Source organism: Pectobacterium atrosepticum, assembly GCA_019056595.1.
GTDB classification, from domain to species: domain Bacteria; phylum Pseudomonadota; class Gammaproteobacteria; order Enterobacterales; family Enterobacteriaceae; genus Pectobacterium; species Pectobacterium atrosepticum.
Genome location: CP036163.1, coordinates 2,566,382 through 2,583,224 on the forward strand (window position 1 = coordinate 2,566,382; position 16,843 = coordinate 2,583,224).

17 protein-coding genes and 1 pseudogene are annotated in these 16,843 nt (G+C 52.6%); 7 read left to right on the top strand and 11 right to left on the bottom strand.

The genetic code is table 11. The features are described 5' to 3' along the window. Window positions 1–199: 199 nt before the first annotated feature. From DCX48_12245 to DCX48_12265, 5 genes are all read right to left on the bottom strand, one after another. Window positions 200–1,162 (bottom strand): ATP-dependent 6-phosphofructokinase, encoded by a 963-nt coding sequence (locus DCX48_12245; protein ID QXE15217.1) that lies wholly within the window; start codon window positions 1,160–1,162, stop codon window positions 200–202. A 207-nt stretch (window positions 1,163–1,369) separates the two neighbouring features. After that, on the bottom strand, window positions 1,370–2,272 hold the full coding sequence (locus DCX48_12250; protein ID QXE17228.1) for a cation-efflux pump FieF: 903 nt from the start codon (window positions 2,270–2,272) through the stop codon (window positions 1,370–1,372). Between the two features lie 43 nt (window positions 2,273–2,315). After that, window positions 2,316–3,503, bottom strand: coding sequence for a sugar transporter (locus tag DCX48_12255; protein ID QXE15218.1), 1,188 nt, complete (start codon window positions 3,501–3,503; stop codon window positions 2,316–2,318). A 10-nt stretch (window positions 3,504–3,513) separates the two neighbouring features. Beyond that, the gene (locus tag DCX48_12260) at window positions 3,514–3,711 is read right to left on the bottom strand and encodes a hypothetical protein (GenBank protein ID QXE15219.1); all 198 of its coding nucleotides are present in this window, start codon (window positions 3,709–3,711) and stop codon (window positions 3,514–3,516) included. A gap of 184 nt (window positions 3,712–3,895) precedes the next feature. After that, entirely contained in the window at window positions 3,896–4,420 is a 525-nt protein-coding gene (locus DCX48_12265) for a periplasmic heavy metal sensor (GenBank protein ID QXE15220.1), read from the bottom strand. A 153-nt stretch (window positions 4,421–4,573) separates the two neighbouring features. Between DCX48_12265 and cpxR the strand changes: the two genes are divergently transcribed. From cpxR to DCX48_12285, 4 genes are all read left to right on the top strand, one after another. Next, window positions 4,574–5,272 carry an envelope stress response regulator transcription factor CpxR gene (cpxR, locus tag DCX48_12270; GenBank protein QXE15221.1) on the top strand — a complete coding sequence of 233 codons (699 nt, stop codon included), beginning with the start codon at window positions 4,574–4,576 and terminating at the stop codon, window positions 5,270–5,272. After that, window positions 5,269–6,639: an envelope stress sensor histidine kinase CpxA gene (cpxA, locus tag DCX48_12275; GenBank protein QXE15222.1), complete on the top strand. Its 1,371-nt coding sequence runs from the start codon at window positions 5,269–5,271 to the stop codon at window positions 6,637–6,639. The genes cpxR and cpxA overlap by 4 nt, the downstream gene beginning before the upstream one ends. 164 nt (window positions 6,640–6,803) lie before the next feature. Further along, window positions 6,804–8,972 (top strand): hypothetical protein, encoded by a 2,169-nt coding sequence (locus tag DCX48_12280; protein ID QXE15223.1) that lies wholly within the window; start codon window positions 6,804–6,806, stop codon window positions 8,970–8,972. Then, window positions 8,942–9,751, top strand: a complete 810-nt coding sequence (locus DCX48_12285; GenBank protein QXE15224.1) for a DUF3142 domain-containing protein — start codon at window positions 8,942–8,944, stop codon at window positions 9,749–9,751. The genes DCX48_12280 and DCX48_12285 overlap by 31 nt, the downstream gene beginning before the upstream one ends. Window positions 9,752–9,775: 24 nt before the next feature. On the opposite strand, the gene DCX48_12290 is transcribed toward DCX48_12285, so the two are convergent. Then, entirely contained in the window at window positions 9,776–10,240 is a 465-nt protein-coding gene (locus DCX48_12290; GenBank protein ID QXE15225.1) for a tRNA (cytidine(34)-2'-O)-methyltransferase, read from the bottom strand. Window positions 10,241–10,561: 321 nt separating this feature from the next. Here DCX48_12290 and DCX48_12295 point away from each other — a divergent pair, with 321 nt between their 5' ends. Continuing rightward, the gene (locus DCX48_12295; protein QXE15226.1) at window positions 10,562–10,858 is read left to right on the top strand and encodes a hypothetical protein; all 297 of its coding nucleotides are present in this window, start codon (window positions 10,562–10,564) and stop codon (window positions 10,856–10,858) included. A 12-nt stretch (window positions 10,859–10,870) separates the two neighbouring features. On the opposite strand, the gene DCX48_12300 is transcribed toward DCX48_12295, so the two are convergent. From DCX48_12300 to DCX48_12320, 5 genes and pseudogenes are all read right to left on the bottom strand, one after another. Beyond that, window positions 10,871–11,827, bottom strand: coding sequence for an AEC family transporter (locus DCX48_12300; protein ID QXE15227.1), 957 nt, complete (start codon window positions 11,825–11,827; stop codon window positions 10,871–10,873). A 204-nt stretch (window positions 11,828–12,031) separates the two neighbouring features. Further along, the gene (gene ugpQ / locus DCX48_12305; protein QXE15228.1) at window positions 12,032–12,781 is read right to left on the bottom strand and encodes a glycerophosphodiester phosphodiesterase; all 750 of its coding nucleotides are present in this window, start codon (window positions 12,779–12,781) and stop codon (window positions 12,032–12,034) included. Beyond that, a pseudogene (locus tag DCX48_12310) lies at window positions 12,781–13,092 on the bottom strand (TOBE domain-containing protein). Before DCX48_12310 ends, ugpQ begins: the two are co-directional and overlap by 1 nt. A gap of 219 nt (window positions 13,093–13,311) precedes the next feature. Further along, entirely contained in the window at window positions 13,312–13,959 is a 648-nt protein-coding gene (locus tag DCX48_12315; GenBank protein ID QXE15229.1) for a hypothetical protein, read from the bottom strand. A gap of 15 nt (window positions 13,960–13,974) precedes the next feature. Then, window positions 13,975–14,589 carry a hypothetical protein gene (locus DCX48_12320; GenBank protein ID QXE15230.1) on the bottom strand — a complete coding sequence of 205 codons (615 nt, stop codon included), beginning with the start codon at window positions 14,587–14,589 and terminating at the stop codon, window positions 13,975–13,977. Between the two features lie 3 nt (window positions 14,590–14,592). Here DCX48_12320 and DCX48_12325 point away from each other — a divergent pair, with 3 nt between their 5' ends. Next, complete coding sequence (locus DCX48_12325) at window positions 14,593–14,805, top strand: transcriptional regulator (protein QXE15231.1); 213 nt, start codon at window positions 14,593–14,595, stop codon at window positions 14,803–14,805. A 1-nt stretch (window position 14,806) separates the two neighbouring features. Beyond that, window positions 14,807–16,840, top strand: a complete 2,034-nt coding sequence (locus DCX48_12330) for a transposase (GenBank protein QXE15232.1) — start codon at window positions 14,807–14,809, stop codon at window positions 16,838–16,840. Window positions 16,841–16,843 lie beyond the last annotated feature (3 nt).

Here is a 16,843-nt window from a genome sequence, read left to right on the forward strand (position 1 = left end):
TCAGATACCGACGAAGGCACCGCGTAGCGGCATAATTCACGCCGAAAGCCTGGGGTCACGGGGCGAGCGGCGCTTGAGCCGTCCCGTGTCGGGCGCGTGCTACGAGGTAGCATGAAAATAACGACATTATCGCGCACGAAACCGTCTCAGCATCCGCATAAAAATGGACGAAGAGACAGAAAACATCAACGTTCCTAGGTCAGAACAATTTCTTCGCCGTCTCCAACCAGTCGCCTTTGAAAGGACGCTTCATATTCTCGATGGCGTCCACGATGTCGTGGTGCACCATTTTTTCATTCTGGATACCGACACAGCGACCACCGTAGCCTTGCTGTAGCAGCTCAATCGAATAGGCACCCATACGGGAGGCCAGAATACGATCGTACGCGACCGGCGAACCGCCGCGCTGAATGTGACCGAGTACGGTCGAACGGGTTTCACGTCCCGTCTCTTTCTCAATGTATTTCGCCAGCTCATCGACGTCGCACACCAGCTCGGTGATTGCCACAATCGCGTGCTTTTTACCTTTTTCGATACCCGCTTTAATTTCGCTAACCAGATCTTCCGGGCTAAACGGCACTTCCGGCAGGACGATAAATTCACAGCCGCCAGCAATTGCCGCCGCCAGCGTCAGGTCACCACAGTGGCGTCCCATGACTTCAACAATCGAAATACGCTGGTGGGAAGAGGAGGTATCGCGCAGGCGGTCAATCGCTTCCAGCACGGTTTCCAGCGCGGTAAAGTAGCCGATGGTGTAGTCTGTACCCGCCACGTCGTTATCGATCGTGCCCGGCAAGCCGATACAGGGAAAACCCATTTCCGTCAGACGTTTAGCACCCATGTAGGAACCGTCACCGCCGATAACCACCAACGCATCCAGACCGCGTCTCTGCATGTTTTCTACGCAGACCTGACGCACCGCTTCATCACGGAACTGTGGGAAGCGTGCGGAACCAAGGAACGTACCGCCGCGGTTAATTACATCCGATACGCTGTAGCGATCCAACTGCTCCATGCGATCTTCGTACAAGCCCTGATAGCCATCATAAATGCCGTAGATTTCCAGCCCTTCCGACAGTGCAGCACGAACCACACCTCGAATTGCCGCATTCATACCTGGTGCATCGCCACCGCTCGTCAACACTCCGATTCTTCTAATCATGACAACCTCTGGACTTGTAGATGTAATTTTGCAGGATTCTTCTATCGTAAATTCACCGCCGCCGTTACGCAGGCAGCAACGCCTTATTCTTTTATTAGCATATTATAACAAACACCCGAAGCTGAATTGATTCAGGTCAGGCTAAATTGTGCATAAATTTTCATGGCCTATCACGTTTTTAACATAAAATGCTGAAAATACCGTCAACTACGCCGTCAGCCTGCCACGTTGATTTTCCGGCACGGCGGAAACCGGATCCTGATGGATAATAATATCGGCACCCGGAAACTGTTTACGTAATGCCTGTTCCAGATCGTCGGCGATTTGATGCGCCTCAGCCAGCGGCAGGGCGTCATCCATTTCCAAATGCAGTTGGATAAAGCGCGTCGGCCCAGAACGTCGGGTGCGCAACGCATGTGCACCGCGAATACCCGGCCAGTTCACGATCACCTCAGCAATGGCGCGATGTTCTTCATCCGGCAGTGCGCGATCCAGCAGCGACTGCACGGCGTCGTAACCCATACGCAATGCGCTATATAAAATATAGACGCCAATACCCAACGCAAACAGGGAATCGGCGCGAGTAATGCCTTTCCAACTGAGTGCCAACGCCACCAGAATGGCACCGTTCATCAACAGGTCGGACTGATAATGCAGCATATCCGCCCGTACCGCCTGACTGTGTGTGTGCTTGACCACCCAGCGTTGGAACGACACCAGCAGCAGCGTAGCCACCAGCGCAATGAGCGTCACCCACATGCCGACTTCCGGCGCGTGCAGCGTCTGTGGCTCCAGCGAATGTTGTAGACCCGTCAGGATCAGGAACAGCGCCGAACCGGAAATAAACATGCTCTGCGCCAGCGCGGCCAGCGATTCCGCCTTACCGTGGCCGAACGCATGCTCAGTATCCGCCGGCTGCAACGAATAGCGCACCACCAGCAGGTTCACCAGCGATGCGGCGATATCCACCAGCGAATCAACCAGCGATGCCAGCAGGCTGACCGAACCGGTATGCCACCAGGCAAACACTTTCATCACAAACAGCACCAGCGCAACGGCCGTTGCGCTCACCGCCGCCAGCGTCACCAGACGCGCATAGTGTGGATTCATCATGCCCTCACAGAAAACAGATCGTCTGGGTCGCTGCCCGTACTCAGTTCGTTAATGATGTTTTTAGCACATGGGAATAGCGAACAAACGTAAAAATACAGCACACCGTCGCCAGTATCGCCATCGCTGCACCCATGTAGCCGATGTCGGGCAGGCCCAAATGGGTAATAACCTGATTACCGAGTAGCGCGCCGCCGCCGATCCCGATGTTATAGATCCCCGAATAGAGTGCCATCGCTACATCAGTTGCATCCGATGCCAACGTCAATACCTTGACCTGCATGCCCAGACTTAGCGCCATAATGGCGATACCCCAGACGATGCACAGCGTCGACAAGCTCCATCCGCTGAATGACAAAGGTAGCAATAGCAGCAAACACACCGCCAGAAACGCGAACGACACAATCAGGAAGCCGGCAGGATACTTGCTGCTGTAGCGGCTAAACAACATGCTGCCAATGATTCCGGCACCGCCAAAAATCAGTAACAGGATGGTCGTGAAGTTTTCACTCAACAACGCCACTTTCAGGATAAACGGCTCGATGTAACTGTAGGCGGTAAAATGCGCCGTCACGATCATGACCGTCAGGCCGTACACACACAGCAACGCCGGACGCTTAAGCAAGAGAGGTAAACTCTTCAACGAACCGGAATTGCTGCTCGGCAACACAGGCAGGAGCTTCATCAGGCCCACCATAATCACCGCAGCGATCAGGCCAATAAGGACAAACGTCACGCGCCAGCCCAGATACTGCCCGACCACACGCCCCAGCGGTAACCCTAGCACCAGCGCCAGCGCCGTTCCGGTCGCCAGCAGGCTCAACGCCTGTGCTTTTTTATCCGCAGGCGCCAGACGCACCACCAACGATGCCGTAATCGACCAGAACACCGCATGAGACAGCGCCACGCCGATACGGGCCATGATCAGCACCCAATAATTCCAGGCGAGGCCGGACAGCACATTACTGATGGCGAACAGGATAAAGATTTTGATCAGCAGGCTACGTCGTTCCATATCACTGGACAGCAGCATGCAGGGCAGCGACATCAGCCCAACTACCCAGGCATAAATCGTGATGATCAGCCCAACCTGCGCAGCGCTCATGGAAAAACTGGCAGCGATGTCTGACAGTAACGCAACAGGGGCAAATTCAGCGGTGTTAAAAATGAATGCCGCCAGAGAAAGGCTGACGACGCGTAACCAGGCGGTCGAACGGGGAGAACGGGTCATGGTATTGATATCAAAAGTTAAAATAAAAGAATGCGCCGCCCACTGTCATGGCAGAGGCTAACGCGGTGAAGCAATGGTACAGGGAAAGTATGTCATCGCCATGTAATGGCGAGCGGCCAACGGTGTTTCTGCGTGCTTTTATGAGGATGTCGCCAAAAGCCTGAAGACAGGTCAGGGAACATTCATGAGCATCATTTTTGATGCTCATATTCTACGCGTTACCACTCCCTTACGCTGTCTTTTTTCGTGCCGAATTTTAGATAAAAAAAAGCCCTCCATCATGGAGGGCGAAAAGACAGGGATGGTGTCTATGGCAAGGAAAAACAGGGTGTGTACCTACTACACATTACTACTCGGACTGCACTACGTTACGACTTACTACACTCGCACTACTACTCGGGACTATCTGTCTCAGTATGGTTTGTCGTTCCTGATGACGGCGCAACCATCTGGTTAAACATGGATATCTGTTGCTGCATCTCTTTCATGCGTTGCTTATGCTTCAGCTCTAAGATCTCTTTCTGCGCTGGCGTCAGCAGGTTATACATTTGGTTGCGCACTCGGGTCATCTGAATCTGACGCTCAATCTGCACACTCATCATTCGGGTTATCTGCGCTCGCACCGCTGCTTCATCAAACGTTTCCGCCGTCACTAGCTTATGCATGGCTTTAACATCTTCGGTGTTAAACGCTGGCTTGTCCTGACGACTCTGGTGCATCAAATCGCGCATTTGCTGGCGCTGTTGCTCAGTCAGCCTCACGCCATCGAACATACCTTGCTGGCCTGATGCGCCCTTTGTGGCGGAATCATCGATATGCCAGCCGCTCGCTGGGGCGTCTCCATTTTCTGCTGCAAAGGCGGTAAAAGTGCCTAACATAAGCAGTGAAGCAAGAGATAAGGTTGCGAACTGTTGCATCAATAACTCTCCAGAGCGGTACGTCATTTTGTGAATCAATGAGCATGAGTCTACGCATCTTGCTGCAAACATGCGTCAGAGGATGTAAAACTACGTAAAGTCATGGAATAGCGCTAATCTATGTCGTATTTTGCCCTTGGAGGTAGAGAAAACATGAATAAAATTCTGCTGGTTGATGACGATAGAGAGCTGACATCTTTATTGAAAGAATTGCTCGAAATGGAAGGTTTTAACGTCGTTGTCGCCTACGACGGCGAGCAGGCGTTACAGATAGTAGATAACACCATTGACCTGTTATTACTGGATGTGATGATGCCGAAGAAAAACGGTATCGATACATTAAAAGAACTACGACAGCAGCATCAAACGCCGGTCATCATGTTGACCGCCCGCGGCAGTGAACTGGACCGCGTTCTTGGTCTGGAACTGGGTGCAGATGATTATCTGCCGAAGCCTTTTAACGACAGGGAGCTGGTGGCGCGGATTCGCGCGATTCTCCGCCGATCCAATTGGACCGATCAACAGCAGGCAGGTGATAACAGCGCGCCGACGCTGGAAGTCGATGGCCTGCGTCTGAACCCCGGACGGCAGGAAGCCAGCTTTGACGATATCGTGTTGGACCTGACAGGCACGGAGTTCACGCTGCTCTATCTGCTGGCACAGCGGCTGGGACAGGTGGTTTCGCGCGAACATTTAAGTCAGGAAGTACTGGGGAAACGACTGACGCCGTTTGACCGTGCGATTGACATGCATATCTCGAACCTGCGGCGTAAATTGCCAGAACGTAAGGATGGCTTACCCTGGTTTAAAACGCTGCGTGGACGAGGCTATTTGATGGTATCGGCTGCATGATCAATAGTTTGACTGCCCGTATCTTTGCCATTTTTTGGTTAACGCTGGCGCTGGTACTTATGCTGGTTCTGATGGTGCCCAAGCTGGACTCGCGCCAGCTTACCGCCTTGCTGGAAAACGAGCAGCGGCAGGGCATCATGCTGGAACAGCACATTGAAGCAGACCTCGCCAACACACCAGCTAACGATCTGCGCTGGTGGTTGCGGCTGTTCTGGGTGCTGGAAAAGTGGGCTCCTCCGGGGCAACGTCTTTTTCTGGTCACCAGCGAAGGTCGAATTTTCGGCGCAGAAAAGCATGAAACCCCGATTGTGCGTAATTTTATCGGGCTGTCGGATAACGCCGACCACCCGCAAAAGAAAAATTACGGCCGCATTGAGCTTCTCGGTCCTTTTGCAATCCGCGATGGTGATGACAACTACCAGCTTTACCTGATTCGTCCTGCCAGCAGTCCGCAGTCAGATTTCATTAGTCTGCTATTTGACCGTCCTTTACTGCTGCTGATCTTCACCATGCTGATCAGTTCACCGCTGTTGCTCTGGCTCGCCTGGAGCCTGGCGAAACCCGCACGTAAGCTCAAACACGCTGCCGACGAAGTCGCCAAAGGAAACTTACGCCAACACCCTGAGTTAGAGTCCGGCCCGCAGGAGTTTCTGGCTACGGGCGTCAGCTTTAACCAGATGGTCAGCGCGCTGGAACGGATGGTTACCGCACAGCAACGTCTGCTGTCGGATATCTCTCATGAGCTGCGCACGCCGCTGACGCGCTTGCAGCTGGCGACGGCACTGCTGCGTCGGCGTCAGGGTGAAGGCAATGAGCTGAACCGCATTGAGATGGAAACTCAGCGGCTCGACAGCATGATTAACGATCTGCTGGTGCTCTCACGTAATCAACACAAGAACGAGCTGACCCGTGAGTTCCTGCGTGCCGATGAACTGTGGGGCAATGTGCTGGATGATGCCGCCTTTGAAGCCGAGCAAATGGGCAAAACGCTGGAAGTACCTTATCCTCCGGGACCGTGGACACTCTTTGGCAACCCTGCCTCACTCGACAGTGCGTTGGAAAATATCGTGCGCAACGCGCTACGTTATTCCCACAACCACATCGAAGTGGCTTTCTCGGTGGATAATCAGGGCATCACCATCAAAGTGGATGACGATGGCCCCGGCGTTAGCCCGGAAGATCGTGAACAGATTTTCCGCCCCTTCTACCGTACGGATGAAGCACGTGACCGCGCATCCGGCGGAAGCGGTTTAGGGCTCGCCATCGTGGAAACCGCCATTATGCAGCACAAAGGCTGGGTAAAAGCGGAGGACAGTCCACTGGGCGGGTTACGCTTAATCATCTGGCTACCGTTACATCAGCGGTAAATCAGGCAAAATCGTTCCTACCGCAACATCCTCTCAGGTGCCCGCACGGGCACCTGTCACATAATGCTTATCTCCCCAGCATTGAGTTTTTTACGCGATTGCGTAGAGTGATCCCACTCATGCCGAAAACAGGCAAGACCCGTGTTGAATGAAGGATACTAACCATGAAAGGAGTAACGCTGCTGGCTGGCGTACTGACCGCGTTAATGAGCAGTCAGGCATTCAGTTCCAGCGATGGAGTTTGCGGCTTTTCCGACTCAGAATGTGGCGTATCCGCCTTGCCCTATTTGCAGCCGGGCAACGACACGCGTGCTAACCTGATGCTGCTGCAAAGCCGTCTCCACAGCATGTCGCTTCCGTTACCCCATCCTTTACCCGACCAAACGCGTTCACGTATCGACCCTTTCACAGCCTACCGGGTCATGGGGATTGCGGCCACGGAAGCGGTTTCGCCGTCGGGGGAAGATGTCACAGCAGATGCGCCTTACCTTTCAACGCTCAATAAAGCAAAGCGGCTCAATCTTCCTTTACCCGTTCAGGGCACTATTTCCACGTTTTCGCCTGACGATAACGAAGGACGGCATATTTCCAATGAGCTCTCCACGCTGGAAGCATTTTTCGACGTCCTGCTGGCTGACACACAGCTCACCGATGAGCAGCGCACGTTGCTGGCACATCAGCGTGTGAATCTCCTCAATGCGCTTTATGCGAAAGAGGCGCTGGTAGCGGGTCTCGCCAGTTTGCCGGATGAGGGGCATGCTGGTGCACTCAAGCAGTATCTGGTTACGGTTCTGGCGTTTTATCAAGGCCACTTCGATGAGGCGGAAAGCGGCTTTCAGGCGTTAACGGCGTCACCGCAGCCATGGGTCGCGGAAACCTCACGCTATATGTTGATTCGCGTGGCAATCAATAAAGCCATGGAAAACGCGCTAGATGAATACAACATGTTCGATGCCAGTAAAGCCGATAAAGCCGCGGCACAGCTGGCCATTCAGCATATTGGCGACTATCTGAAACAGTATCCAGACGGGCAATACATCGAATCCGCTAACGGGTTATACCGCCGCGCTTACTGGATCATGGACGATGTGAATGCCTTAGCGAAAACGTACCAACACGAGTTGGACAACACCTCCGACGTCGAAACCCTCCTTGAGTTGAGCGACGAGATCGACAACAAGCTGCTGGAAAATCGTCAGTTCACCAGCGCACCGGGCAGCGCGCCGTTGACGATGGTGCAAGATCTTAAGCGCTTGCGTTCAGATGAGGGATGGATGGCATTACCCGCATTATCCACTGATGAGCTGACCGCGCAGAAACCGCTGTTTGAGCAAGACAATATGCAGGAAGCGTTCAGCTACCTTCAGGCAGCACAGCTGTTTTATGATCAAAAAGATTACATCGCCGTGGTTAACCGCGTTCCCGCGATACAGGCAGGTGACCTAACAGATACCGTGCGTTTCAGCCTGCAAGTATTACGCGGTCGGGCGCTGGTGCGTCTGGAGCGTTGGGATGAGGCTGAAGCGCACTGGCGCCAGTTGTTAACGCATAATATGGGATATAGCCAAAATCAGTTCCTACAGTTGGCACTAGCGGAAACGCTGGCCAAAGCGGGACACCCAGAGCGCATCTTTGCCGCTGACAGTCCGGTGAAAAATCTGCGTTTTCGTTCTGCGGTGCTGAAAACCAGCGCCAACGCCGATCTGCTCCGTCAGCAAACGGGTCCACAACAAACCCATGAAGAACGGGCTATCGCGCTGCATACGCTGTTAACTAAATCGCTGACCCACGGTGATTACACCAGCTATCTCAAAGATGTTCAGTTGAGAAAAGACATCGCGCCGCTGGTCAGCAGCGAAAACCAGAGTTGGAATCAGGAAGATTTGACGGCATTTGACTGGGACGGTAGCGACACCGAAGAAGGCTACCAATGTCCAGCGCTGGAAAACGTGGTCACGACGCTGAGCCAACACCCCAATGATGCCCGTGCGATTAACTGCCTCGGCGAGTTTTTCCTACGCACCAATAACAGCGTGGGCTTCGACTGGGGTGAAAGCAACATGCTGAGTGGGTTAACCAATGCGCCAGCGCAATTCGTTGGCACCGAATATAACCGTTTGGATGGTTATGTACGAGTGATCGCCGATCCCAAAGCGCCACCGGAAGACAAAACCTATGCCCTGTATCGCGCGGTCTACTGCTATGCGCCAAGTGGCTATAACGACTGCGGACCACAGGAAATCAGCAAGGCAACCCGCAAAGCCTGGTTTACCCAATTGAAGACCAAATACAAAGGCAGCGAGTGGGCAGAAAAGCTCGATTATTACTGGTAACGCCGCTAATGGTGCTGGCCTGCCTGCTCTCGTTCTGTACGCAGGCCACTTCCGTTAACGCTGAACCTTCAACCGTCAACGCTGCACTCCCCATCGTCGATGCGACACGCTATCAGGATTTCTGGCTGTGGGCAGCGGTGCGGCCACAGCCAATTCTGCATCAGGCAAAAACTCTGTATCTGCATCAGGGAGAAATCGCCCGCCGTCAGGGCAAGGTCGTTTTCCTGCGTCAGGGGATTCCGCCCAGCCAGCTGCGCGTTAACCGCGTCTGGCTGGCTTTCCGCATGACCACGCTGGAGCTTTCCGATCGTCACCTGAACCGAATGCTAAAGTTACGGGAAAAGTGGCAACGCCACGGTAATCAGGTTGTCGGGATTCAGATCGATTTTGACGCGAAAAGCTACCAACTGGCAGGCTATGTCGCATTTCTGACGCAATTGCGCGAGCGTTTACCCGAAGAGTGTCAGCTCAGCATTACAGGGTTGCTCGACTGGTCTAAAACCGGTGATGTCTCCACGCTGAACCGCTTACAGGGCAAGCTGGATGAAGTGGTGGTGCAGACCTATCAGGGGCGCAGCACCATTACCAACTACGCCGAGTATCTACCCGCCTTGATGAAGCTAACGCTTCCTTTCCGATTAGGGCTGGTGCAAAACGGCAAGTGGGAAAAGCGGTGGCAGCAGCGCCTTGCCACTTCACCGTATTATCGTGGGGAAGTGGTGTTTTTGGTGAATCCGCCGTCAAAGAAATCACCATCGCGCAGCAGTAGAACAGAGTAGCTACATATAACTACATACAGCTAACTACAGGCAATCGCCGAAGCCATTTTGCCGCCAGGCTTCATAGCTGATGATTGCCACCGCATTGGACAGATTCAGGCTGCGGCTGTCGGACTGCATTGGAATGCGGATACGGAAATCTGACTCGAAGCCGTTGCGAATCTCGTCTGGCAGGCCGGATGTTTCCGATCCAAACAGCAACACATCGCCCGGCTGGTAGGTCGGCTGATCGTAGGGGCGGCTGCCTTTGGTGGTACAGGCGAAAATACGTTTTCCGGGAACCGCAGCCAGAAAATCCTGATAGTTTTTATGACGACTGACGTTCGCCAGATCGTGGTAATCCAACCCTGCGCGGCGCAGTTTCTTCTCTTCAAAATCAAACCCCAGCGGTTCAATCAAATGAAGCATACAGCCGTTGTTGGCAACCAGTCGGATAATATTGCCGGTGTTCGGTGCAATTTGAGGCTCATAGAGCGCGATATGGAACATGAGATAGCGTCAACCACGAAGAAAAATTCCGCCGCAGTATAACGCATTCCCAGCACGTGCCCAAAAGCAAGGCGCACAGGAATGCGGATGATTCTGCACTCATGTCGATCGTTTAAGAAACGAGATACACGGAGCGACCACGTGGCGAGGTATCCCTGCGGGAACCTCATCCCCGTGTTTCTCCTAAAAATGAGCTTAAGTAATCAACATCAGCTTACTTCGCACGACGTTTTCATTCGCAGCGATTACACTTAAGGAAACACGTCAGGGTAATGTACTGATGAAAACACGATGCAGGCATACAGCCTGTGTGGAGGTTTAATGAAACACCCTAAGACATTATTAGCCTGTGCTGCCCTGTTCTGCCTGCCGCTTCTGGCGAGCGCCAACGCAACGCAAGCGCCTACGCCTCAGCAGCAGTTTGAAAGCGGCATCAGCAGTCAGAAACAGTTGCAGCAGAATATGCAGCAGAGCCAGAAGTTGCAGCAACAACAGTTGAATCAGCAGCTCCAGCAGCGTAACCAGCAGTTGCAGCAACAACGTCAGCAGCAGCTACAGAAGGATTTACAGCGGTCGCAGAGAACTACCCCACCACCGCCAATTCAACAGAACCCTTGATGGGTGTGCGGCCTATAACCGCACCCCCATCAGTGTCAAAATCAACGGCGTGGTTAATGCCGCCATCGCCGTTGATAGCAGTAAACTAGACGCCACCGGGCCACCCAGTACGTCGAACTGGCGCGACATCAGATAGACGTTGACGCCCACCGCCATCGACCCCAGTAGCACGACCGCACGCGTCTCCATTTCCGGCAGGCCAAGCGCGATAGCAATCCCCCAGATCACCAGCGGCTGGACCAGCAGTTTGATGGTGCAAATCGCCGTGCTGATCTGCCAACCATCACGCACGCGGTATTCCGCCAGCCCCATCCCCAGCGCCACCAGCGACAGCGGTGCGGCAATCTGCCCCAGCATGGCAAGCGGCTGGTCAACATACGATGGTAGCGGCAGGCCCGTCAGGCTGAAGACGGTGCCGGACAAAATGCCGATAATCAGCGGGTTCTTCAGCACGCCCAACGCGGTTTTGGTAAAGCCCTGTAGCGACAACGCCCCGTTACGCGCCCATTCCACCGACACCGTTACCAGCGTCCACAGAATAAGCCCGTTAAACACCACGACCAGCGCGACGGACGGAATCGCCTCTTCACCCAGCATCAGCGTGGCAATCGGCAGCCCCAGCATCACGTTGTTGGAGAAGATACCGCTCAGCGCGAAAAGCGAGCCGGAGACACCATCGAGATGAAAGACTTTGCGCGCCACAATGCGGCCGAGAACAAACACCAGCAGGCAGCCGCCGAAAAAGGCGATCAGCAGCCGGGCATCCACCACTGGCCGTTTGGAGAAATCCGACATCAGGCGGAACAGCATCGCGGGCATTGCGACAGAGAAGACAAAGCGCGTCATGCCGTCAGTCACGGTGGTCGGCCATTTACCGTAGCGAATCAGGCTATAGCCGAGCGCGATAAGAACAAAGAGAGGTAACGACAGAAAAATCTGGTGCCAAAGCGAAACAATAAATGCAGGCATGAAGCCACTTCCTTATTACCGGCACCGAGTCAGAAAGAAGGTCCGCCGCAATAAAGATAATGCGGGGCATACCCTAAATAATTCGAGTTGCGTGAAGGCGGCAATCGCGTGAATCCCCAGGAGCTTACTCAGGTAAGTGACTGGGGTGAGCAAGAGAAGCCAACGCACAAGCAGCTTGAAGTATGACGGGTATAAAGGCAGACCTCAGCCGGTCGCGAAGTGTGCCCCGATTAAATCTATCCGGTCAGTACAGATGCAGTCAACGCCCCAATCCAGCAAAGTTTGCGCGCGATCAGGTTGATTAACGGTATAAACCAGAATGCGTAAACCCGCAGCTTTCAGTTCCGCAACGCGCTCTGCCGTCAGCAGTTTGTGATTCAGATGGATGGACACACAGCCCAGACGCTGCGTTAACGCCAGCCACTCCTCTTCCCACTCATCCAGCAACAGCCCACGCGGCAGTTCTGGTGCGGCCTGCTGTGCCGCTTCCAGAGCGTCGATAGAGAACGAGGATAGCAGCGGCGCGATCGGATGATCGGCCCATAGCTGACGCGCTGCCAGCGCAATCACGCGCCCGGTTTCCGTTTCATATCCAGTGGTGGGTTTAATCTCGATATTGGCCGCCATGCCGTACTGCACGCAGCGTTTTGCCACCTCCGATAGCAGCGGCAGACGTTCTCCGACAAATTTATGACCGTACCAGCCGCCGACATCCAACCCGACCAGTTTGTCCCACGGCAACGCTCCCGCGATACCCCAGCCGTTGCTGGTACGCTCAAGTGTGTCGTCGTGTAAGAGGAAAATCTGGCCGTCCTGCGACAGCTTGGCGTCAAACTCGATCATCTTGTGACCGAGGCTGGCGCCGACATCAATCGCCGCCAGCGTGTTTTCCGGTGCCAGTGAACCGCCGCCACGATGGGCGACAATGGTCGGGTAAGGCCAGATTATTTCCATTATTCCATCCGTAATCCGCTTTGCGAATCAAACAGGTGCCATGATGACGTCGGCAAATGCAGCCAGAGCGTCGAGCCAATGGCGGGACAGTGCTCATAAGATAGCCGCGCAATCACGTTTTGCCCGCCCCACTTACCGTGCGCTAAATTGTCCGCGCCCAGCAGTTCGAGTGTTGAGATCTGCAACGGTATACCGCCGGTTTCACGCGTCGCCAGCTGAATATGCTCCGGCCGCACCCCCAGCGTCAATGCTTTACCACGCCATTGCGGCTTCGGTTCAGGCAGCACCAACGCGATGTCTTCACCGATGTCATGTGGGGGAGTGATCATTTCTGCATAGCTAAGGGGGAGAGTCTGGGATAGCGCGACGCCTTGAATGACGCGGCTTTCGTGGGATTTCAGAGATTTTGCATAGCTCTGGAGAAAATGAGCAAAAGTCGACTTTTTTGTATTTAAAACTGCATAGTTTCGAGCACCGATTGATCCTGTTTAAGCGGCGTTTAACGCATTATTAAAACACCGCATAGGATATTATCTTTTACCCCACACTGTTTGGTAGAGCTGCTGTAATTCACTATCGGTGAGTTCTGTCATTGAGGATTTTTGAAATTTTTTAGCCATATGGCTTTTTCGCCACTCCTGCCATCCATTCTTGGAACATCTTGTTTGGATTGATTTTATTGTCTCTTTTCTCCAATCAGTAACTTTTTGTGGAGCTGAAGCCATATTGCGTAAAATGCCTATCTGTGTACGTAGGTATTTGATGGATTTAGAAAAATCATCTGATTTTATTTCATGATAGCTATTCACTTTCATGCTTTTATTCAACCGAATCCATGCTGCATTATGTGTTATTGCTGTTTTTTTTACAGCATTATGGGTTTCAACCCATTCATATATAAGTGTTTTTATTTGATGTTTTTGATTGGCATCAACAACACCGTCACCCGTTTTCACTTGCACCCGCGGTTTTTTCACGGGGCTGTTGAAATTGATAACATTGTTAACGGTGTTCCCATTACCGATAACGTTACCTGTACCAGATATATAACTATATGATTTTTCGATATTTGAATCATCACTAGCTTCTTCCCCATTGATTAACTGGGCTATCTCCAAGAGCTCATCTTCGAGGGAACGCTTATTTTTTCCTATATGTACGATTTTGTCGTCCTTCATAACATGTCCTCAATATTAAGCAACGAGATCAACGGTTTCTCTGACTAGCTTTATGTCTATGAAATTACTTGACTTAAAGGCTCTATAAAGTATTGCAATAACTTTTGCCTTAGTTGCTGGGGGGATTTTTTTTGTTCGGCTAGCCAGCAAAAGTTCAACAGACTCGATAATTTTTGATAATGCTTCAATATCAATATCTCCTTCATCGAAGACTGCCGTCTCTACCCCTAGAGCTTCTTGTGTTTCCATTGGCAATGAAGATATATGGAACTCAAACGCAACGCCCTTGACCCCCTTCTTCTGGCGTTTTCTCCACTCCTCCTTATTGGCTTTTCTGTTAACGCTACTTTTATCCCCAGGTAGCCCTGGAAGTCCTGCAAGCTCACTAGCTGAAAACCATTCATTCAGTGCCATCACAAAACACCCTATTTGGTTGCATATTTGGTTGCATTGATGGTTGTGAAACGAAAGTAAATAACCTTTAAATTCAGTCAAATGTAAAATCAAGCAAAGGAGAGGTGATTTTATTTCGTTGCAGCCATTGCAATGACAACGCAATGAAAGTATCTTTTTCATAACTAGATGGCTACTTGAGGCGCTAGCTAGTCGGTTAACTTTTAAGGATGGCATGAAATGAAAGGTGAAAAAAGAGTAAACATGCACAGGGCAGACATAGTCGCCGCTCTCCGCAAGAGAAACTTGTCTCTGTCAGGCTTGGGGCGTGAGCACGACTTGTCTCCTTACACATTAAAAAATGCATTAGATAAACCTTATCCAAAGGCTGAAAAGATTATCGCGGATGCTATTGGAATGACTCCCCAAGAAATTTGGCCAGGGAGATATTGAAATGATGTCGATAAGCAGTTGGGTAACAGCAAAGGATATTGCAGGGCTTCCAGGTCTTCCGTCAGCTATCAGTTCGGTACTTAGAAAGGCCAAAAAAGAGAATTGGGTTTTTAGACAAAAGTGTGGAATTAAAGGTGTTGCCTATGAATTTAATTTTGATGGCTTACCGATGGTCGTGCAAAACGCTTTGCGTGAGCGTTACTACAACACCTTGCTGCAACAACAGCCCGTTAAAGCTCTGGCAGTGGCGAAGACTTCTGCGTCATCCAGTCAGTTGCTTGAAATCGTGCGTCAATGCCCTGCGGTACTAGACCAGAAAACCGCAGAAATGACGCAAAAACAGCGTGATATCGCTGATGCCCGTATGGTGCTGGTTGTTGAGGTGCTGCGTCTTGAAGATACCGGTTTATCGCGTATCAAGTCGATTAACTTTATCTGTGACCGGTCACGCTCCGGCGATCTGCCTGCACACCTGCACGGGTATGTTGATCTCGCTAATGCGCGTCGCGGCCAGCGTGTCGGCGTCAGTGTGCGTGCGTTGAATCAGTGGGTTGTTGACTACCTGAGAGCGAAAAACAGCGCGGAACGCCTCGCCCTTTTAGCGCCCGGTCATAAAAAAGCTAAGAAACCAGAGCAGCTTTCGTGGGTGCCGATGTTTATGGCGCACTATCGCAACCCGAACGGCCCGTCAGTTGCAGAGGCTTATCAGGGGTTCTGTGCCGAGTGGCATCAACGCTATGCCGATCAGCCTGCGATGCGTGATGCGGTTCCTTCTGTCCATGCTGTTTATCGCGCATTAGACAAGATGCCTCGCATCGTGCGCCAGCGCGGCCGTGTCACTGGCTCTGCCATGACGGCATTACAGACCTACGTTAAACGCGACTGGTCAGTGATGCCTGTTAATGGTGTCTGGATTGGTGACGGTCACAGCATGAAAATGAAAGTTCAGCATCCTGACCACGGCCGCCCGTTCACGCCAGAGTTAACACTGGTGATTGATGGTCGTACCCGCTACGTCGTCGGCTGGAGTCTGGCGCTGTCAGAAAACACGCTTGCCGTTGCCGATGCGCTGCGCCACGGCATCGAACGCCACGGTGTGCCACTGCTTTACTACTCCGATAACGGGGCGGGCGAAACTGGAAAAATGCTGGATGCGGATATCACCGGTATTCTGCCGCGCCTCGGTATCGAACACCCTACCGGTATTCCAGGGAACCCACAGGCACGCGGTATCATCGAACGTCTGAATAGGGAAATTCCGGCACGTATCGCCCGTAAGTTCGCCACCTATAACGGTAAATCGGCGGATAAAGAAACCGCGCGTATTACCAGCCGCGCGATTGACTCTGCGGTGAATGCCCTGAATCAGAATAAGGCGCTCAATCCCGTACAACAGTCTGCGATTGCCAAGCTGCCAAGCTGGAACCAGTTGATTGATGCGATTGAGGATGAGGTCACGGCATATAACACGCAACACCGGCATAGCGAATTACCACTGCGTGCAGCGGGCGGACATTACACGCCTGCGGAATACCGCGCCGCACTGCTGGCTGACGCTGAGATTGATCGCTTGTCTGAGGCAGAGCTGCGCGAAATGTTCCGGCCGCAAGTCAAGCGCACCGCGCAGCGCGGCTGGTTATCCATTTTCAACAATCAGTATTTTGCTGAAGAGTTGATAAAGGTGGATGGCGAGGAAGTGCTGGTCGCGTTTGATATTCACGATGCAACGAGCGTAACCGTTCGTTGCGTGGATGGTTCGCTGGTCTGCACGGCCATCGTCAACGGCAACACCCGCGCCGCTTTCCCTGTCGATTACATCGAGAAGGTTCGCAAAGACCGTCACAGCCGCCGTATGGCGCTGAATAACAAGAAAGCTGAGGAAATAAACGCTGAGCTTAATCCGGCGTTGCCTGGCGAGACATTTGATTTTGGCAGTTTTATCCCCGCAGAGCGACCGGAGCCGGAAGACGAACCGTATTTCTTCCTGCAAGCCGACCGCGACGAATATTTAAGAAAGAAAGCCGCGCAGCGGTAAATA